The 19,990-nt window shown below is 40.4% G+C and carries 17 protein-coding genes; 3 read left to right on the top strand and 14 right to left on the bottom strand.

Going from position 1 to position 19,990, the window contains the following annotated elements; translation table 11 throughout:
* Window positions 1–51 precede the first annotated feature (51 nt).
* Both AC1TO5_RS17245 and AC1TO5_RS17240 read left to right on the top strand, forming a co-directional pair.
* The gene (locus AC1TO5_RS17245; protein ID WP_482064080.1) at window positions 52–801 is read left to right on the top strand and encodes an excalibur calcium-binding domain-containing protein; all 750 of its coding nucleotides are present in this window, start codon (window positions 52–54) and stop codon (window positions 799–801) included.
* 217 nt (window positions 802–1,018) lie between these two features.
* Window positions 1,019–2,137: a polysaccharide deacetylase family protein gene (locus AC1TO5_RS17240; protein ID WP_482064079.1), complete on the top strand. Its 1,119-nt coding sequence runs from the start codon at window positions 1,019–1,021 to the stop codon at window positions 2,135–2,137.
* A gap of 50 nt (window positions 2,138–2,187) precedes the next feature.
* On the opposite strand, the gene AC1TO5_RS17235 is transcribed toward AC1TO5_RS17240, so the two are convergent.
* Window positions 2,188–2,598: a hypothetical protein gene (locus tag AC1TO5_RS17235; RefSeq protein WP_482064078.1), complete on the bottom strand. Its 411-nt coding sequence runs from the start codon at window positions 2,596–2,598 to the stop codon at window positions 2,188–2,190.
* Window positions 2,599–2,791: 193 nt separating this feature from the next.
* Here AC1TO5_RS17235 and AC1TO5_RS17230 point away from each other — a divergent pair, with 193 nt between their 5' ends.
* Complete coding sequence (locus AC1TO5_RS17230) at window positions 2,792–3,088, top strand: phosphatidylinositol kinase (protein WP_482064077.1); 297 nt, start codon at window positions 2,792–2,794, stop codon at window positions 3,086–3,088.
* 288 nt (window positions 3,089–3,376) lie between these two features.
* Here AC1TO5_RS17230 and AC1TO5_RS17225 read toward each other — a convergent pair whose 3' ends face one another.
* From AC1TO5_RS17225 to mutS, 13 genes are all read right to left on the bottom strand, one after another.
* Entirely contained in the window at window positions 3,377–4,288 is a 912-nt protein-coding gene (locus AC1TO5_RS17225; RefSeq protein ID WP_482064076.1) for a DUF4261 domain-containing protein, read from the bottom strand.
* 183 nt (window positions 4,289–4,471) lie between these two features.
* Window positions 4,472–5,800, bottom strand: a complete 1,329-nt coding sequence (glnA, locus tag AC1TO5_RS17220; RefSeq protein ID WP_482064075.1) for a type I glutamate--ammonia ligase — start codon at window positions 5,798–5,800, stop codon at window positions 4,472–4,474.
* Window positions 5,801–5,991: 191 nt separating this feature from the next.
* Window positions 5,992–6,402, bottom strand: coding sequence for a MerR family transcriptional regulator (locus AC1TO5_RS17215; protein ID WP_482064074.1), 411 nt, complete (start codon window positions 6,400–6,402; stop codon window positions 5,992–5,994).
* Window positions 6,403–6,461: 59 nt separating this feature from the next.
* Window positions 6,462–7,748 carry a methionine gamma-lyase family protein gene (locus AC1TO5_RS17210; RefSeq protein ID WP_482064073.1) on the bottom strand — a complete coding sequence of 429 codons (1,287 nt, stop codon included), beginning with the start codon at window positions 7,746–7,748 and terminating at the stop codon, window positions 6,462–6,464.
* A gap of 66 nt (window positions 7,749–7,814) precedes the next feature.
* Window positions 7,815–8,789: a stage V sporulation protein K gene (gene spoVK, locus AC1TO5_RS17205; protein ID WP_482064072.1), complete on the bottom strand. Its 975-nt coding sequence runs from the start codon at window positions 8,787–8,789 to the stop codon at window positions 7,815–7,817.
* Between the two features lie 100 nt (window positions 8,790–8,889).
* Entirely contained in the window at window positions 8,890–9,522 is a 633-nt protein-coding gene (locus tag AC1TO5_RS17200; protein ID WP_482064071.1) for a YdcF family protein, read from the bottom strand.
* Between the two features lies 1 nt (window position 9,523).
* Entirely contained in the window at window positions 9,524–10,078 is a 555-nt protein-coding gene (locus tag AC1TO5_RS17195; protein WP_482064070.1) for a ribonuclease FAU-1 family protein, read from the bottom strand.
* 211 nt (window positions 10,079–10,289) lie between these two features.
* On the bottom strand, window positions 10,290–12,791 hold the full coding sequence (locus AC1TO5_RS17190; protein WP_482064069.1) for a transglycosylase domain-containing protein: 2,502 nt from the start codon (window positions 12,789–12,791) through the stop codon (window positions 10,290–10,292).
* A 243-nt stretch (window positions 12,792–13,034) separates the two neighbouring features.
* Complete coding sequence (hfq, locus tag AC1TO5_RS17185) at window positions 13,035–13,271, bottom strand: RNA chaperone Hfq (RefSeq protein ID WP_482064068.1); 237 nt, start codon at window positions 13,269–13,271, stop codon at window positions 13,035–13,037.
* Window positions 13,272–13,288: 17 nt separating this feature from the next.
* Entirely contained in the window at window positions 13,289–14,254 is a 966-nt protein-coding gene (gene miaA / locus AC1TO5_RS17180; RefSeq protein WP_482064067.1) for a tRNA (adenosine(37)-N6)-dimethylallyltransferase MiaA, read from the bottom strand.
* 29 nt (window positions 14,255–14,283) lie between these two features.
* Entirely contained in the window at window positions 14,284–15,084 is an 801-nt protein-coding gene (locus AC1TO5_RS17175; RefSeq protein ID WP_482064066.1) for a class I SAM-dependent methyltransferase, read from the bottom strand.
* Entirely contained in the window at window positions 15,081–17,147 is a 2,067-nt protein-coding gene (mutL, locus tag AC1TO5_RS17170; protein WP_482064065.1) for a DNA mismatch repair endonuclease MutL, read from the bottom strand. The genes AC1TO5_RS17175 and mutL overlap by 4 nt, the downstream gene beginning before the upstream one ends.
* A gap of 53 nt (window positions 17,148–17,200) precedes the next feature.
* Window positions 17,201–19,984, bottom strand: coding sequence for a DNA mismatch repair protein MutS (mutS, locus tag AC1TO5_RS17165; protein ID WP_482064064.1), 2,784 nt, complete (start codon window positions 19,982–19,984; stop codon window positions 17,201–17,203).
* Window positions 19,985–19,990 lie beyond the last annotated feature (6 nt).

Raw genomic sequence — 19,990 nt, 5'->3', positions numbered from 1 at the left:
TTTTCAATGAAGAATATCGAGATGCTATGAAAAGTTTTAGGAGTGAGTAATTTGAAAAAATGGTTTATGTTATGTTCACTTTTGCTTCTGTTATTGTTAACTGCTTGCGGAACTGATATAACAGCTCCATCCGTTGTTGATCATTCAGTGATAGAACAATCTAAGCATGAAGATGTAAGTAGTTCCCACGAAGATGAGAACACGTCTCCAGTTGTCGAACTTGAGAACAATGTAGCTACTCCAGCGCCAAGCGTCACACCAGTAACTACCACGCAAACGGAACCCGACGATTATGATTATATTCTTGAATTCCCTAGCGATAGCTATCCTGAAACCGCACTCCATATTTACAGCGCAATAGAAAATGGTCATTCAGATGTGTGTACTATCGACCGCGAAGGAGCAGATGAAAATCGTAAAAATTCTTTGGCAGGCATTGACACTATGAAAGGCTATGATCGCGATGAGTGGCCAATGGCAATGTGTGCAGAAGGTGGAAAAGGCGCTAGCGTAGCGTATATCAATCCAAGTGATAATCGAGGTGCTGGCAGTTGGGTCGGCCATCAATTATCTGCTTACGACAACGGTGAGAAAGTATTATTTATTGTAACAAAACCGAAAAATCTATTTGGCAAAAATCCTACGGATACAGAAAGTAGTGCGACATCTACACCATCGAATATTGTATATAAAAACTGTACAGAAGTTCGTGAGGCAGGTGCTGCTCCAATTATGAAGGGTGATCCTGGCTACTCTAAGAAATTAGATCGTGATGGTGATGGAATAGCTTGTGAAGTCTAGTAGTAATTATTGAAATTTTTCAATAATTTATAACCTATAATTTGATTTCTAAGAGGGTCTTGCATCATTGCGATGTAAGGCTCTTTTTTTCTATAATTCGAAAACTTTATTCCTCCCTCATACGTTTAGTATATAAGAGAACAACACACTGAATATTTAACCCATTCCTAATAAGTTAAAGCATACTTCTCTGTGTTTTTACGAAAGGCGTGAAGTCATGTACATCCCTGATCAATCAACGACTACAAGAATGGTTATAATCAAGCAGAAGAAAAAAAGAAAACGACGACGACTTTTCGCACTAATATTATTCATTGCAATGATCATTCCCTTTTTCAGTATCCAATCGAAAGCTGTCCAACATTTTATTTTACCATTATTCTCACAGTCTTCAGCGTTAACAGAATCTTTTCATTCAGAGCAAACGTCAGACATTACATCGAATAAACAGCCAGAATCTAACGATATCGATCTACCTTCTGTACAAGATCCCGACAATGATATCGATGAAAACGTTAATATTTCTAATGATCCAGCAACGTCACCAACACCTACAATATCGCCTGAATCTACACCTGAAAACATAGAATTACCAACGAGTACAGAGATACCTGAACAAGAACATAACAGTACAGAGCAAGAAACAACAAAAGTACCTACCGCTACAGAACCAGCACCAACAGAGCCTCCAACGGTTACTGAACCCGAATCTACCGAACAACCGATTCAACCATCTGATCCAGATGTTGCAACTAAAAAATATATCGCACTAACGTTTGATGATGGTCCCGATACAAAGTATACTCCTGCTATCTTAGATATATTAAAACAATATAAAGTAAAAGCTACTTTCTTTGTTGTTGGAACACAAGTAGAAAAACTCGGCTCCGTTCTTCAAAGAATTGTGGATGAAGGGCATGCCATAGGCAATCATTCTTATAATCATGCGGATTTGACTAAGCTTACTAGTAAAGAGATTGTTGCACAAATAGAGCGGACAGATGAGTTAATACAGGCTGCTATTGGTTTTAAGCCAGACTGGATTAGAGCGCCTTATGGAGCTGTTAATGATGTAGTTAGAGACGCTATGAAAAACGATAGTAGAAGTTTCGTGGGATGGAATGTAGACACTCGGGACTGGGCTGGAACATCAGTTGAAGAAATGAGGAAAATGATTAACGATGATACAAAGCCAGATAGTATCATTCTTATGCATTCATTTGGTGGTAAGCATATTAGCAATACAGTCGAACTACTCCCTTATATTATTCAAGATTTACAGGATAAAGGATTCACACTCGTTACTCTAGATGAGTTATATGGAACTAAGGCTTGAGCTTCAAGCCTTAGTTTTTTTCTATTATCTAATATAGATTAAAGAACCTATCACTCTGCATTAGCACTAATTATTTGCGTATAAGGAATTTCAACATTTTCTACAACAGCTACAATATAAGACGCATCCGTTTCATAAAGCTTCGTGCCCACTGGTAGCATATTAGCTGTTCCACTTTGGTATTGCTTTGCCTTTGTTGAAATTTTAGTTATTTCACCAATTTCCTTACCTAATGTGTATTCAAATTCACTCTCCCCTGTTCTAGTTGCGTTAACATAAAATCCCTCTTCATATTGGAAAAAGTCTCGATTAGGATTAGCTAACATCCCCTCAGCTGTTATTTCGTTAGATGTACTTGTAGTAATCGTCGTGACTTGCTGATATGCACAACTAGTAAGCAGCAACAAAGAAATAATAATATACAAAGCATGCTTAAGCCGAAAATAAACAAACACTTTCATGAATAACCCACCTTAACATTAATTTACTATATTTTACATTAACTCCTTTGAAAATACTATACTAAATTAACTTATGATTTGTACTTTCTTGATTTCCATCAAAATCTTCTTTTTATATTAATAGGCGAATGTCATGTGCATTATAGTTTCTAGACCATAGACTATTGTGAGTCAGATACTAAGGAGGCTAACAATGGAAAGTAATGGTTATGAAGAAATTTGTTGGAGTTGTATGAATAAATATGTCGGTATTCAAACTACAGACGGTAATTCATATGACGGATTTATTGCTCATGTCGATCAAGATTATGTCACACTTGCAATTCCTACAAATGAAATGGCAGATCGAATAAATGGTTTCCAAGAATATGAATCTACCTATAGACAGTTTGGTTTTCATCCCGGCTTTTTTCCTAGACGCAGATTTTTCCAGCGCAGAGTTCCGCTTTCGACTATCGGAGCTTTATTTTTACTCCCGTTTTTCTTTTAATCAGTCGAGAGGGGAATATCAAATCATTCCCCCTCTTATACTTAATTAATTAACTTCAAAGGGTTATATCCGTCTAGAGCAATTTCAATTAACTTTCATATAATAGTATTATCTGAATATGGAGGTGACTCCTATGGGTGTTGCTAGAAGAACTAAAGTTTTAAGAATTAGACCTGGGCAAAGAGTACTTGTAATCGCTAAAAAACATCGTCGTCATCATTCCTAAGTAAACTAATATGTTGTAAACAGGGCGCCTTATAACAAGGTGCCCTGTTAGGTATTTATCGACTATTCGTCAACTCCGCCCTGACGTCCCGCATAGTATGGCTGGCCGGGATCAAGATCAATTACTACGCGATGTGGAGCAGCCAGTGCATATTGATGCTCGCAACGCCAACGCATCTCCTCTGTAAAGCCTAACGTTTCGCCATCCGTAATAATATCGCCTTGATTAAACAAATAGTAAGAAAAATTCGTCAATATGTCGGCTACCTCAGAAGTATCCATATCATAGAAGTGGCATTGCACATCAGGAATGCCCAGTGCAGCGAGTCCAACGGAATCCATAAGACCTTCCTGACGGTTGCTTCCAGTGCCTTCAACATTATAAAAACGAATGTTCACTGCTCCGTATAAAATTTCTCCTGCATCAACAGCAGTCAAAAACATGCGCGGCTCAACCAACTTTTTGCTTTCTCTAAAATAAATAGCATCGCAAGGAGCAATTTCCAAAATTGCACGAAGCGCATTCGTATGTAGCTCCAATCTTCTCTTCGGTTCCAGTCCAGATGCCATCATATCAACGAGTAGTAACGAGTAGTTGCACTCCTGCAGAGTTTGGCCGGCTTCATTCCAATGCCAACTTTGCTGAACTGCTTCTTCATATTCGGATATCGGGTGCGGACTCATACCTGTAATACTTGTTTGCGCAGGCATTTCCCCTTCTGAATATTCCACCATATAATTCAAATGAAAAAAATGAAGCATATCGCCCTGCTCCGGCTGCTCATAGGGTTCCCATACGGCCAGCGAGCCGCTCTTGTTATCTTCATTTTGCGGTTGATCTGTTTTTCCAGTATATTGCTCCATTTTGGCATAAAGTAGTTCGCGATCAAGTAACGGTTTTTCTTTGTAGAGTAACTCAATCGCGTATACTCTCGCAAAACCGAAATCTTTCTGTTGTTCTATCATTTCATTCATAATGTACACTCCCTAATTTTATCTTCTCTTCTCGATCTTGCATTGACGCGTACAAGCTCCTCATCAAGTGTAAAGGATAGGCTTCCCTCCCGCCATCATACCTTTTTCCTATTTTCACCAATAATGGCACTGCCCCCCAACAAGAAAAACCCTCAATGCCAGTAGCATCAAGGGTTCCCCTAATTAGTAATGCGTCAAATACTGATCAAGTTCCCATTGGTGAACTTGGGTCCTATACATATCCCATTCGATCTCTTTCAGTTCATAGAAGTGAGCTAACGCATGGTCGCCCAGTGCGTCGCAGATAACATCACTACGAAGTAGCTCATTCAATGCTTCACGAAGATCGTTAGGCAGGCTGAAAATATTTTCATCTAGACGCTCTTCTTCAGACATAATATAAATATTACGGTCTGTCGGAGGAACTAAAGTCGTCTTATTACGAATACCATCTAGACCCGCTTTCAATACAACGGCAAGTGTCAAATATGGATTAGCGGCTGGATCTGGATTACGCACTTCTACACGAGTCGAAATACCGCGTGATGCTGGAATCCGAATCATTGGAGAACGATTACTTGCAGACCAAGCAACATAACACGGCGCTTCATAACCAGGCACAAGTCGCTTGTAAGAATTAACCGTAGGATTCATGATCGCAGCCATTGCACGGGCATGAGTCATAATACCTGCCATAAAGTGGCGAGCATCTTTACTTAAGCCTAGTGGATCACTTTCATCATAGAATCTATTTTCATTTCCTTCGAATAAAGATACATGACAGTGCATTCCTGACCCATTTGCACCATACAGTGGTTTAGGCATAAAGGATGCATGTAAACCATGTACACGAGCAATTGTTTTTACAACGAGTTTGAATGTTTGAATTTGATCAGCAGCGCGAATTGCATCGGCATACTTAAAGTCGATTTCATGCTGACCTGGAGCAACCTCATGATGAGATGCTTCAATTTCAAAGCCCATTTCTTCTAACGTAAGCACGATATCACGACGACAGTTCTCACCCATATCCATAGGTGCTAGATCAAAGTAACCACCATGATCATTCAATTCTGTTGTCGGATTGCCTTTTTCATCCGTTTTGAATAAGAAGAATTCTGGTTCTGGACCAACATTCATATTGGTAAAGCCCATTTCTTCAGCTTCTTTTAACACTCGTTTCAAAATATGACGTGGATCACCAGCAAAAGGTGTTCCGTCAGGCATATAAATATCACAAATTAAACGGGCAATACGAACTTCAGTTACCCAAGGGAATACAACCCAAGTGTCTAGATCAGGATATAAATACATATCTGATTCTTCTATACGTACATAACCTTCGATCGAAGATCCATCGAACATCATTTTATTATCTAGTGCTTTTTCAAGTTGACTTACAGGGATTTCCACGTTTTTCACTGCACCAAGCAAATCTGTAAACTGCAAGCGAATGAATCGTACATTTTGTTCTTCCGTAATTCGTCTAATGTCCTCTTTCGTGTAACCCATAAAATCATCTCCTCCAACTTTTCATATCGCCTTGATATAGCTCACTCACAAATGAAAAGTCACTTCGAAAGCATAAACCATACTTTTCATAGCTTCCTTGATATAGCTCTTCACCAATGAAAAGTCACTTCGAAAGCATAAACCATACTTTTCATAGCTTCCTTGATATAACTCTTCACCAATGAAAAGCACTAGCGTTTATGCAAAAATCTCGATAGCTGACCTTGAATGATAGATGTTTGACCTGGTCTTTTTTCTATCAATTGTTGCTTAAGCATACGATGAAGCTGAGTATCTGACATTTCACGACGCTTAACCTCAGATTGCTCACTTACGATCGTTGCTTCCTCGGATTCCTTAGAAACTGGATTCATCACTTGCTTAATACCAGCGATGTTAACACCTTTTTCAATAAGCGATTTTATTTCAAGTAGTCTTTCTACATCATTAAATGAGAATAAGCGTTGATTACCGCCAGTCCTTGCAGGAACAATTAGCTCATGCTGTTCATAATAACGAATTTGTCTCGCCGTTAGATCGGTAAGCTTCATTACAATACCTATTGGGAACAAGGCCATATTTCTACGAATATCGTCAGCCATATCGCACCATCCTTCCTGTAGCCACTTTACCATCATTGTAACTAGCTAGTATAAATATGTCAACCTGTGTAAGGTTTCGTTACAATCAAGCCCTTATCGGTCATTTTCGACAAAGAAGTAAGCAGTCCATATTTGACATGAGCATACGTTAACCCGCCTTGCATATAAGCAATATATGGTTCACGGATTGGGGCATCCGCAGACAATTCTAGACTTCCTCCTTGGATAAATGTGCCCGCCGCCATAATAACAGCATGCTCATATCCAGGCATGTCCCAAGGCTCTGGTGTAACATATGAATCGACTGCTGCTGCTTGCTGAATACCTTGCACAAATGCAATTAAATGATCAGCTTGTCCAAAGCGTATCGCTTGAATAAGATCCGTTCGTTTTTCCTGCCATGTGGGCTTTGTCTCAAAGCCAAGCTTTTCAAATAACGCCGAAGCTAATACACTCCCTTTAATGGCTTGGGATACGAGATGTGAAGCTAGAAATAATCCTTGATACATCCCACGCAGCGTCCCTAGCGTTGCCCCAACCTCACCACCAATACCAGGTGCTGTTAAGCGATACGAAGCCGCTTCTACATATTGCTGCTTACCTGCAATATAGCCACCAGTTTCAGCAATACCACCGCCTGGGTTTTTAATTAATGATCCTGCCATCAGATCAACACCAACTTCAGTTGGTTCTAGTAGCTCGGTAAACTCACCGTAGCAGTTATCTACAAAAATAATGACATGCGGTGCAATTTCACGAATGCGTGTAACCATCTCTTGAATTTGTGCAATATTGAAAGAAGCTCTCCAGTCGTATCCGCGCGAGCGCTGAATACCGATAACCTTCGTATTAGATGTAATACTTCCTTCAACCTTTGCCCAATCAACTTGTCCATCTGCTAATAGTTCAACCGCTTTGTATGATATTCCCCAATCAGCTAGAGAGCCTGAGCCATCCTGAGCTTTTCCGATAACTTTATGCAATGTATCGTATGGTGTGCCCGTTATATACAGTAATTCATCACCAGGACGCAATACTCCAAACAAAGCACAGCTAATGGTATGTGTACCCGACGCAAAATGTGGACGAACCAACGCCTGCTCTGCACCAAATACTTCAGCATAGACAAGGTCTAATACTTCACGTCCTCGATCGTTATAGCCATAGCCAGTCGAGCCTGCAAAATGAAAATCACTCACTTTATATTTCTGAAATGCTTCTATAACTTTCCATTGATTCTTTTCACTTATACGCTCTATGTCAAGAAAAGCATCTCTAATTTCTACTTCAGTTTGTTCTACTAATACTTCAAGCTGTTTCCATGTGTCACTACGTTGTTGTTTCATCAAAAGTTTCTCCCTTACATTCAATTAGGCACTTCCGCATTTAATATGCGAAAAGTGCCTTCATTATTATAACTTAATATCTTCAGAACGAATACTTATTAATTCATTTCTCGAAGGGGCATGCCTTGGATATTGTCCCATTAAGCGAACCGCATGCTGCCTGATCGCCTTTTCTAGCAAATTGCGGACATAGCGAGCATTACTGAATGAAAACTCTTCGCTTTGCTTCGCTTGCATAACGAGTTGACGAAGTTTGAATAACGCATGCTGTGAAAGTGAATAATCTCTTTCTTTAATCATTTGCTCACCAATTTGCATAAGCTGATCTACCGTATAGTCTGGAAAGTCAATAATGATCGGAAATCTAGATGGTAGTCCAGGATTCGTCATGAGAAATTGTTCAATTTCGTAGGGATAGCCTGCAAGAATAAGGATGAATTGATTTTTCGAATCTTCCATATGCTTCACAAGCGTATCGATCGCTTCCTTACCGAAATCCTTTTCCCCGCCTCGTGCAAGACTATAGGCTTCGTCGATGAACAGTACTCCACCCATCGCCTTCTTTACCAAATCTCTCGTTTTTTGCGCGGTATGCCCAATATATTCACCTACGAGATCAGCCCGTTCCACCTCGATAAGATGCCCTTTTGAAAGGACACCCATCTTCTGAAACAGCTTAGCAACGATTCGAGCAATCGTCGTCTTTCCTGTACCAGGATTACCTTTGAAAATCATATGATACACTTGAGCTGATCCATTTAACCCTGCCTCTTGGCGCATTTTCGTTATTTGTAACAAGGCAAATATTTCATATACGATTTGCTTCACTTGATCCATGCCAATCATTTGATTTAATTCTTCTTCAAATTCAGCATAAATATTAGGTGCTTGTTGCATTTTTTCTTCGACTTCATGCTTTTCTTCTATTAAATGTGTATCGCTTATCATTTGTAGCGGTTCATGATTTCGTAACACCACATTAATTTGACGTGATGAACGAGTGTTTACGTAAGGCTCACCTGAAATAACTTTACTACTCATTACTAGCATCACCTTTCTTTCATCAAAAGCTGTGCAAGCTATACGTAGTATCAGTGTATTCTAGCTATTTCTTACATATTAGAAGATTCATGAATTTTACTCAAATGTAGATATTCAACAGTGAAAGTAGTTTATTCAATTGCCATTTTGTATAAGCTAACACTTCTCTTGTATAATGATATGATTCATTAAGCACCTTTGTTTTCACACCGTTAACCTGAACATTTTCCATATGTAGAAAGGACGCAATATCTGCTGCACGCTCACCATGGTAATTATGCGTAATGATTATGAACGATTGCAGTTCATTTGCCTTGGCAATCTCATAGCTAAATAATAGATTTTCATAGGTATCAGTAGATTGTTTCTCCAATAATAGTTTCTCAGCAGGAACACCTGCCGCTACGAGATAGTCGCGCATCCCTTCCGCTTCAGATAATAATGAAGTATTCGATGCTTTCCCACCACTAAGTATTAAATAGTTGATCGTTCCTTCTTCATACAATGCCAACGCCCCGTCCAATCGTTCTCGCAGTGCTGGACTGGGAACATTATTCCACAGCGCTGCACCTAAGACGATGCCGGTGTCTGCCTGCTGGAGCGGAGCATCTTGTTGACCATAGAGCAGTAAGCCGTAGCAATATATGCACCAGATGAACACTATGGAAACAGCTAATATAAATATTCGAAAACATTTACGAAAAAAGCCTATTTTCTCACGTCTCTTTTTCATATCACGATTCACTCAATTCCCGCGCTTGGTCATAGATACGCTTATGCTTCATACTAAGTGTAAAATAACGAAACTTCCCATTGCGAATCATTGACAATAATCTATTCGCAGTTTTTTTCGCCATTGCCACGTCCTTATACGAAATATCCCCGCTCTTGAACGCTTCCTCTAATTCATCCTCATCCATTAGAAACACTTCACCACTGGGCAAGACGACGACATCAAGATACAGATCATCAAACCAAGGAACCTGCTGTTCCGTTAATCCTTGTGTTTTACAGACATCGATGTACCATTGGACTACCTTCCCCTGCTTGTCGAACATTGTCGTAATGACGAAATGCTCTCCTTTAGGAAAATGTTGCATCCACAAATAACCTTCATCAGCTAGACATAAACGATGTTCACCATATTCTTTATATAAAGGATCTCGAAGCTCATGTATCCGATAAAAGGTAAGTAATCCATGAAACTCTTTATTATCGAGTGACAGACATGAATAACTTTTACGTACAATTCTACGCCAGTTTGCACGATCAGAAAATTTTCTTTTCATAGTAAACGTACCTTTCCTATTACACCATAAACACTATATTTGAAGCTTAACATAGTCAGCACCAATATCCAACATTTACGAAAAAGAGAGCACAACATTTATAACGTTTTCGCATAAATATCAATAGAATGTCTATTGCGAATGTCATATATGTCCTTGTGCTCTCTTCAGCAGTTATAGGTTTGAATCTGTAATAATACTTTTCATTTCGTTACGGTGTGATCTGATCTATTCCTCCATCAATTTCAGGTACAAACTCTTGCTCAGGCGGTACTTCCTCTTCCCACGGCTCATCTGGTACGATTGGTGTCGGAGTTGGCGTCACCTCAGGAGTCGGTGTTGATGTTGGCTCGATCGGTGGCGCAGGTGTTGGAGTGACATTTGGTTGTGACCAATCATCCGTTGGATATGGATTACCTTCCACAAAGTCATCTTCGTCACCTTCCATTGGAATATCTGGGATGACCAAATCACCATCTGGAATATCAAAGGACACTTTATTAGAAGGATCACTTGAAATATCATTTTCCAGATCATGTGCGATCACATAATATTGATAATTGTTTCCTGGGAACACATAAGCATCATCAATCATATATTGACCCTCGGTCTCTGCAAAGTGAACAAAGTTCCCGCTATTTTGTTCCATCCGGAACACCTCAAAGGTTACGTCACCCTCATATTGTATATCCCATTTCAAAGTAACTTTCATAACTTCTGCATCATATTCTAGAGCTAAGTTCCCCATCGTTAATGTTGGAACTTCTACTTCGGGAATTTCCACCTCAGTGAAGTTGTTTTTGGGAATGGTAGCAAGTGCTGGCTTCATTATTTTCGCAAATAGTGTTGCAGCTTGCGAACTACCACTTTTCAATACATGAGTTGCGTTCGTTTTGTCATAACCCATCCATACCGCCGCTGTCCATTCCGCAGTATAACCAACAAACCACGCATCACGATTACCTTTACCTTTATAATCAGGAATACCGTGCTGTGTCGTACCTGTTTTACCTGCCACTGGACGGTCAATTTGAGCTCTTTTGGCCGTTCCAGAATCTACAACTTTACGCATCATAGCCGTAAGATATGATGCTGTCGTTTCCTTCATTAACCGTTCTGCTTTCGGTGCTTTATATTTATAGTCATAACCTTTGCCTGTAATAGAAGTAATCGTATGGGGATCAACAGAAACCCCATTATTAGCAATAACACTAAAGGCCGTTGCCATCTGTAGCGGTGAAAAACCTCTACTAAGTCCACCTAGTGCACTCGATAAATTCATATCATCATCGGTAAGACCAACACCTAATCTTGTTGCAAATGCATCAGCAGCCTTCAAGCCTACTTCATTCAATAACCATACAGCAGCTAGATTTCGAGAATCTTGTAGAGATTGCTGCATCGTTACGGACGCCGCTCCCCATCTATCTTGTGGGCAGTAATTATTGAAGCATTTTTTATCATTTTTCAACACAGTTGATGGTGTGAAATTCAGCGTTTCTAATGCAGGACCATAAGAGATAATCGGCTTATAGGCTGATCCTGGCTGTCTTGGCTGAGTAACACGATTCCAGCCTTTTTTCACATAATCACGACCACCAGACATTGCTTTAATCTCTCCAGTAGCATGATCAATAATAATCATCGATCCTTGTGCTAATTCCTCATCAACGCTTTCCTCAAAGTTATCTTTATTCTCAAATTCAGCATCCATTATATCTTGAGCGCTAATATTTAAGGTTGTATGAATTTGGAAGCCACCAACACGTAGCTCTTCCTCTGGCAATCCTGTAACCTCTATCGCTTCTTCTATAACATAATCAATAAACGCAGTATATTTGGAATTCGTATACTTATCTGCATGATCAGGCTGGACATATTCAACAGCTTTCGCCTCATTCATCTGAGTTTCTGTAATATAACCTTGATCATATAATAATCTCAATACGACAGCACGACGATCCTTCGATGCCTCAGGATTGTTCACCGGATTGTAACGGTTCGGTGCTTTCGGCATCGCTGCTAATGTAGCGGCTTGCCATAATTCTAAATCTTCTAATTCGGTATCAAAATAATATTCAGCGGCAGCTTTAATACCGTGGATGCCTCGACCATAATAGATTCGATTCAAGTACATTGCCAAAATTTGATCTTTGGACATTTGTTGTTCTAGCGCTACGGCAATGGAAGCTTCAGTCGCTTTACGGAACACCGTTTTGTCCCCTGTTAGAAACACATTTTTCGCTAGCTGTTGTGTGATCGTACTACCACCCTCAACGGCGCTACGTGCAATAATATCTTTCACTAGTGCTCTACCAATTGCAATGAAATCTAAGCCTGAATGATCATAGAAACGCTGATCTTCAGTTGAGATAAAGGCTTGGCGGACGATTTCAGGTATTTCTGAAAACTCGGCTATTTCTCGATTATCCGACACGTCGTATAATCTTGATATTTCCGTTCCATTAGCATCATATATAACGGAAGCCTCACCAAATACTAACTTGTCTCCATTTTCTGCAAGTAGCCTCTCACCATTAAGAATAATGAATAAATACCCTGCAATGGCACAGACAATACCAAGAACAATCGAGAAGAATAAGCTGTAAAACCATATTTTTCCTTTGTTTCTCTTCTTATTTTTCTTTTTGTTAGTATGATTACTACTTGCTTCTTTGTTGTTCGCACGGTTATTTCCACCTTGCTCACTCATGCTGACCCCTCCTAAAACTTTTTGCAACTGCATAGTATAACTTATGATGTAATAAAATGTTCCCGCAGAAGCATAAATACACTTCACAATACTGATCAAAAAGCAGACTTTGAACTTGTACTTACATGAAGTATACACAATAAATAACAAAAGCAACCCGGCTAAACATCGGGTTGCTCCTGAATGCCGCTATCTAATTAGACGAAAAGCATCTGAAAAAGTTTCAGTTGCGTCTTAACCGTTCTATTGACTTGAATCTTGCTGCATTAGTGTTACATTACGTTGCGGCACAAAAGTAGAAATGGCATGCTTGTAAACCATTTGCTGACGACCTTCAACTTCAATAATAATTGTAAAGTTATCAAATGCTTTAATAAATCCGCGAATTTGGAATCCATTCATCAAAAAAACAGTAACTTGAATTTGATCCTTACGAAGTTGGTTCAAAAAAGTATCTTGAATATTGATAGATTTGTTCATATGGACGTTACCCCCGCCTACTTATAAGTTTGATTAGTAATATATTCAAGATGATCTTGAAACTTTCCTGCTATTATAGCATGAATACATTGTAAATTGTTGTGAAAATTTTCATCCATGTCGATCCACTGAATATCTTTCATATGTCGGAACCATGAAAGCTGCCGTTTCGCAAATCGTCTTGTATCACGCTTTAATAGCTCTAGCGCCGCTTCATAACTACATTCGTCATGCAAATAAGCGATCATTTCCTTGTAGCCGAGCGCTTGAAGTGGTACCGCGTGCAATGGCAAATCACGAGCTAACAGTGATTTCACCTCATCTAGTAACCCTTCCCCAAGCATGAGATCGATCCGCTCTTCAATACGAGCATATAGCTTTTTACGATCTCTCGTCAAGCCAAGTATACATAGATCATATGGCGATTCCTTCACTTGATCCTTCTGTTGCTCGCTAAATGTGATCCCTGTAACATGATGCACTTCTAATGCACGTATCACCCGGCGGACATCATTATAATGAAGTCGCTCTGCGGTAGTCGGATCAATTGCAGCTAATCGCTCATGTAACGCCTCGGGACCTTGCTCTTCAACAAATCGTTCTTGTGCAAGACGAAACACTTCATCTGAACCTTTATCTGCAAACCGATATTGATAGCAGAGTGATTCAATATAAAGCCCTGTACCACCTACGATAAATGGTAGTTTGCCTCTTGCATATATATCATCAATTAAGGCACGAGCATTCGTCTGAAAGTCAGCTGCTGAATAAGACTCTTCTGGCTCGCATATATCAATCAAATGATGAACGATACCTTCTCTTTCTTCCATCTTAATCTTCGCTGTACCGATATCCATGCCGCGATATACTTGCATCGAATCTCCAGATATGATTTCAGCATTATATTGCTTGGCAAGTTCTATACTTAGTGCTGTCTTCCCTACTGCAGTAGGACCAATCAGTACTAATAATGGTTTCTTCAAAATTGCTTCCACTTCCTTAATTATATGCTTCACGCTAGATCTGATGCATACCAAGCACCATATGCAATTTTATTCCCTCGTACATCATTCGTCCGAGGAATCGCAAGCCTTTCAAACTCTTCACTCATACTATGTTCCTTCAAAATAACACATTTACGAGCAACACGCTTTGCATGCTCTATACTAGACAACACAAGGGCATTCGGATTAGCTACCGTACGAATCGCTTTAATCGCACTTGATTCATGCAATGGCTGGCGGAACATTGGATCAAAATATACAATATCTACACTTTGATCGTCCAGCCCAGCTAAATATTGATCATGCGCTTCACATCTAAGCTCAATTCTGCGCATCGCTTGCTCTATTTCTTGTACTGACGTTTCATAAGTTGCTAGTCCTTCACGGACAATCGTATACAACAAACGTTGACTTTCCAGCGCAATGACCTTTCCTTGATCGCCAACTGTCATCGAGAATAGGAGCGTATCAGAACAAAGACCGGCGGTACAATCCAATACAGTATCACCCGCTTCACATCGACTTAACGTAATCAATGTTTCATGGCCCCCGCGCAGCATCGACTTTAACTTCACAAAAGCCATACTTGGATGATAGATTAGCGGTTTGTTTGGTTCCTTTGCCTCTAGGTCATACAAGCGCAATTCGCCATCAGTAGCTACGAGTACTTTTCCGTCTTCACTTTGTTGTAATAGCTTTGATACCGTCAATTGTCTTCGCGCGACTAGTAGTGCAGACAACTCGTTGGCTAATCGCTTAGCCTGTTGTAGCAAGTTACTAGTCGGCGCCTGAGACGTCGTTACGATCAACTCATCACCCGCTTAAACATTTTCTCCAATTGATACGTCGATAGATGAACAATAATAGGTCGACCATGAGGACAAGTATACGGCTGGGTACATGCCGCTAGTCTTCTTAGCAACACATCACCTTCTTCACGATTCATCCGATCATTTGCTTTAATCGACGCTTTACAAGAACACATAATCGCTGCTTCTTCGCGGAATTTCATAATATCGATCTTTTTCCGTTCTGAGATTACATAGTCTGCCATTTCCTCAAGGATCATCTGTTCTTGTCCAGTTGGAAGCCATTCAGGATATGCACGTACAAGATACGTTTGTTGTCCGAACGGCTCCATCACTACTCCTGCTTGTTCCATATAAGGCAATAGCTCTCGTAATGCCTCCGCATCGCCGGGCGTAAATTCCATCGTGATCGGCACAAGTAGTTGTTGACTAGCCAGCTGTGGATGGCCAAATTTATATAAGAAATATTCATAATTAATGCGCTCATGAGCAGCATGTTGGTCGATCAGATAAAGCCCATCATCAGACTGAGCAATAATATATGTGCCATGATGCTGACCAATCCAATGCAATTCTGGGAAATCACGATTTCGTTCACTGCTCTCATTTCTTTGATCTGGATCGCCTTGTTGTTGCCATCCGTTCAAATTATGAGTCACTTTAGAAACCTGCTCAGTACTTTCGCTATCGAACTGCTGACCTTGATTATTATGTTCAGTTGTTTCGTTAACTATAGTATTAGCTTCAGTCATCTGCCCATAAGCTTTACCACTCATTCCATTGCCCGTAACTGTTGCAGATTCGGATGTATTGTCGTTTGAACCCGCTGCTCTACCATACAATCTCGCTGTTGCGTCTTTCGGGATAAATTCAGCTGTGCCACCCTGTATATCATAACTACGATTACCTGCAACAGGCTTCGCTTCACGCCCTTGATCGTTGCCGAACGTAATTTGTTTTGATGGTGCGCCGTACTTCAAGCCCCCATCTGCAACATGAAACGAGATCGAATCTTGAACCAATGAAGGACCAGAACGGTCAGGACGCTTAACAGCATCCATTCCAGGTGTATAACGAAGATTTCCCAGTTTTTCACGAACAGCCTGTTCAATTAATGCTTTAAGCTCCACTTCCTTACTAAAGCGCACTTCTAATTTCGAAGGATGCACATTGACATCTAGCAATGCAGGATGCATCTGAATTTCAATGATAGCAAGTGGAAAACGATTTATAGGCAGCAGCGTATGATATGCCTCTGCTATAGCATGATTGACCGCAATACTTTTAATATACCTGCCGTTCACAATGACAGTCATACCGTTACGATTAGCACGTGTTAGTTCAGGCTTCGATATATAACCGATAATCTCATAATCTGGATCCGAGCCGTCAATCGCTATCATCGTTTTCGCAGTACTTGTTCCATAGATAGCAGCAATAACTTGCAATCGATCACCCGTTCCAAGTGTCCGCAGCAACATATTTCCATTATGCTTTAACGTAATCGCAATACCTGGATGCGCTAATGCAATCCGATTCATATAATCTGAAATATGCCCAAGTTCTGTCTGAATTGTTTTCATATATTTCAAGCGAGCAGGCGTATTGAAAAACAAATCTTTGACGATCATATCGGTACCTCTTGGAGCATTACATGGTTCGTCTACGACACGCTTGCCTGCTTCAATAATTAACTTATGAGCAAGTCCACTTTGATGAATGGAAGATATGCATTCGACCTTTGCCACAGCAGCTATACTTGGCAATGCCTCACCACGAAAACCTAAGCTCGCAATTCGGAAGAGATCACTGCTTGTAGATATTTTACTCGTTGCATGGCGTTCGAATGCAGTTAGCATATCCTCTTGCTCGATGCCATCACCATTATCTGTTACGCGAATATAAGCTAAGCCACCTTCTTCGACTGTAACATCAATCGTCGTACTGCCTGCATCTATCGCATTTTCTACTAGCTCCTTCACTACTGAGGCTGGACGCTCAACCACTTCCCCTGCCGCAATCTGATTCGCTAATTGTTCATCCAGTAATTTCACTCTTTTCATTGCTTATCCTCCTCTCCAAATGAGCTTTGCACTATATTTAATGTCATTAATAATTAATGTAGTTTAGTTTTCAATTCATTCAAAATATTCATCGCTTGCATCGGTGTCATATTGAACAAATCCAGCTTTTTAAGCTGCTTTACGACTTGCTCCTCCGAGCTAGATAGCTTCGGTTTCGCTTTTTCAATCGATGCTTCTTCAAATATTGAGAGCTGGACCACATCTGCAGCTAGAGTAGCAGTTGGGCTGTCAGTAGCCTCAGCAATTAGCTGCGTTGCTTGCATGGTAACGGATGCTGATTCAGCTACAGAATACGCTCGTTCCGTATCATCTGAAGCTGTAGCAATCGTGTGCGCTCGTTCCATATGCTGATCTGCTTCAGCTTGACTTATCGTAGTAGAAGCGTTGACCGCTTTGACTGGAGCAACGACTTTACGAATCGGCTGTATCTCTACTGTTGGATCCTCATCAAGTAACTGATATGCTCGCGTAATGATTGAATCGGGCAGACCAGCAAGCTGGGCACAGTATATTCCGTAACTAGTATCCGCTGCACCTGGTACTAATTTGCGTAGGAAAGTAACATGGTCTCCACTTTCCTCTACTGCCATACGCGCATTCACAAGTGATGTTAACGATGACGACAAGTGTGACAACTCATGGAAATGAGTCGACACTAACGCTTTACAACCAATATGCTCATGCACATATTCAATAACTGCTTGGGCAATGGCCATACCTTCGCCAGTCGAGGTACCTCTTCCTAATTCATCGATAATGACAAGACTGCTTAATGTCGCTTGTTCTGTCATCATCTGAATATCCTTCATTTCCACCATAAATGTACTTTGTCCACCGATAAGATCATCTGCAGCACCAATTCTCGTGAAAATACGATCGGTTAACGGTATGGTAGCGGATTGAGCTGGTACAAAACAGCCGATTTGCGCCAAAATGCAAATAAGCGCTACTTGACGCATATATGTGCTTTTCCCAGCCATATTCGGTCCCGTAATAAGTAGAATGCTATGATCATCACGATACAAATCTGTAGCATTCGCTATGAACGAAGAACCCTCCATCATTAATTCAACAACGGGATGACGACCTTCTACAATATGAAGATCATATTGCTCCGTTATCGTCGGTTTCACAAATCTCAGTTCAGCACTAACAAGCGCCAAACTTTGATAGACATCAAGCTCAGCAATCATTGCAGCAACTTTCTGCAAACGTGCCAAATGCTCCAATAAATGTTCTCTTAACTCAATAAATTTACTATATTCTAAATCGACCATTTTCTCTTCTGCTTCAAGAATTAGTCGTTCTTTTTCTTTCAGCTCTGGCGTAACGTATCTCTCGGCATTCGTTAACGTTTGTTTGCGTTCATAGCGTCCTTCAGGTAAATTAGCAACGTTCGCTTTCGATATTTCTAAGTAATAACCGAAATTTCTATTAAATCCAATTTTCAAAGTACGAATTCCTGTTGCTTCACGTTCTTTACGCTCAAGCTCAGCGAGCCATACTTTACCGTTTTTACTTGCCTCACGCAGTTGATCCAAATAATTGTCATAGCCATCTCGAATCAGACCACCTTCACGTAATGAAAGCGGTGGATCATCAATAAGTACAGTGTCAATCAGATCGGCCAAATCATCACAAGGATCTACACTTTTCACTAATTGTTGCAGTACATTAGAATTGGATTGTTCGCATAATTGCACAAGTGCAGGCACACGACGTAATGATAGCTTCAAGGCATGTACATCTTTGGCATTGGCATTACCATAGGCAACTCGTCCAACAAGCCGCTCAAGGTCGTAAATAGGCGCTAATTCACGTCGTATATCCTCACGTAAAATCATATCGAGATACAATGTTTCAACTGCGCTTTGACGCTGTACAATCCCTTTAGCGCTTAGTAATGGCTTATCAATCCAACGACGCAATAGTCTTGCACCCATGGCCGTCTGTGTCCGATCAAGTAGCCATAGCAAAGAGCCCTTTTTACTTCGATCTCTGACTGTTTCCGTCAACTCAAGATTTCTTCTAGTATGGTAATCAAGAATCATATACTGGTTCGGCTCGTAGTTATGTAGTATTTTCAAGTGACTTAGATTACGTTTCTGCGTATCCTCCAAATAACTTAATAGTACTCTAACCGCTTTTCGTCTAGCACCAGTTAGCTCTTGTATTTGCTCTTCACTAAATTGCTCCGCTAGCATCTCCTCAGAACACATTTCCCAAGGGGTTAGTGGAACTTTCTTGCTCCAATTGTTAGATTGATCTAATTGCGTTAATAGTGGTTGATCCCCGACCAATTCCGCAGGAGCATAAATATTCACTTCATCCATTAATGAATCTATTCGCCCTACAAACGAAGTGACGTAAATTTCACCTGTAGATAGATCACTACTAGCCAAACCGAATAACCCATCTTGTTCCACGACCGCAGCAATAAAGTTGTTCTGCTTTCCATCAAGCGATTTAGATTCCATTACTGTACCTGGAGTGATCGTCCGTACAACCTCACGACGAACGATACCTTTAGCATCAGCGGGATCTTCAACCTGCTCACAAATCGCAACTTTATAGCCTTTGTCAATTAGTCTTGCGATATAGCTATCCGCTGCATGATATGGAACGCCACACATTGGTATTTTTTCTACTGAACCTCCACCTCGAGCAGTTAACGTTATTTCAAGCTCCCGAGATGCAAGAATCGCATCTTCAAAGAACAGTTCATAGAAATCACCTAGTCGAAAAAAAAGGAAGGCATCTTGAACCCCTTCCTTAATGCTTAAATACTGTTGAATCATCGGTGTATAAGCTGACATTTTTTG

It is taken from the genome of Paenibacillus sp. Y930 (assembly GCF_056786375.1).
The sequence above is the reverse complement of the archived record's forward strand: the minus strand, read 5'-3'. Positions and strand labels throughout refer to the sequence as shown.

Coding starts and splice junctions, on each gene's coding strand:
- mutL (WP_482064065.1), bottom strand. CDS start 17,147: ATGAAAAGAGTGAAATTACTGGATGAACAATTAGCGAATCAGATTGCG.
- mutS (WP_482064064.1), bottom strand. CDS start 19,984: ATGTCAGCTTATACACCGATGATTCAACAGTATTTAAGCATTAAGGAA.
- AC1TO5_RS17240 (WP_482064079.1), top strand. CDS start 1,019: ATGTACATCCCTGATCAATCAACGACTACAAGAATGGTTATAATCAAG.
- AC1TO5_RS17190 (WP_482064069.1), bottom strand. CDS start 12,791: ATGAGTGAGCAAGGTGGAAATAACCGTGCGAACAACAAAGAAGCAAGT.
- AC1TO5_RS17200 (WP_482064071.1), bottom strand. CDS start 9,522: ATGAAAAAGAGACGTGAGAAAATAGGCTTTTTTCGTAAATGTTTTCGA.
- AC1TO5_RS17235 (WP_482064078.1), bottom strand. CDS start 2,598: ATGAAAGTGTTTGTTTATTTTCGGCTTAAGCATGCTTTGTATATTATT.
- AC1TO5_RS17210 (WP_482064073.1), bottom strand. CDS start 7,748: ATGAAACAACAACGTAGTGACACATGGAAACAGCTTGAAGTATTAGTA.
- AC1TO5_RS17230 (WP_482064077.1), top strand. CDS start 2,792: ATGGAAAGTAATGGTTATGAAGAAATTTGTTGGAGTTGTATGAATAAA.
- hfq (WP_482064068.1), bottom strand. CDS start 13,271: ATGAACAAATCTATCAATATTCAAGATACTTTTTTGAACCAACTTCGT.
- glnA (WP_482064075.1), bottom strand. CDS start 5,800: ATGGGTTACACGAAAGAGGACATTAGACGAATTACGGAAGAACAAAAT.
- spoVK (WP_482064072.1), bottom strand. CDS start 8,789: ATGAGTAGTAAAGTTATTTCAGGTGAGCCTTACGTAAACACTCGTTCA.
- AC1TO5_RS17195 (WP_482064070.1), bottom strand. CDS start 10,078: ATGAAAAGAAAATTTTCTGATCGTGCAAACTGGCGTAGAATTGTACGT.
- AC1TO5_RS17225 (WP_482064076.1), bottom strand. CDS start 4,288: ATGAATGAAATGATAGAACAACAGAAAGATTTCGGTTTTGCGAGAGTA.
- AC1TO5_RS17215 (WP_482064074.1), bottom strand. CDS start 6,402: ATGGCTGACGATATTCGTAGAAATATGGCCTTGTTCCCAATAGGTATT.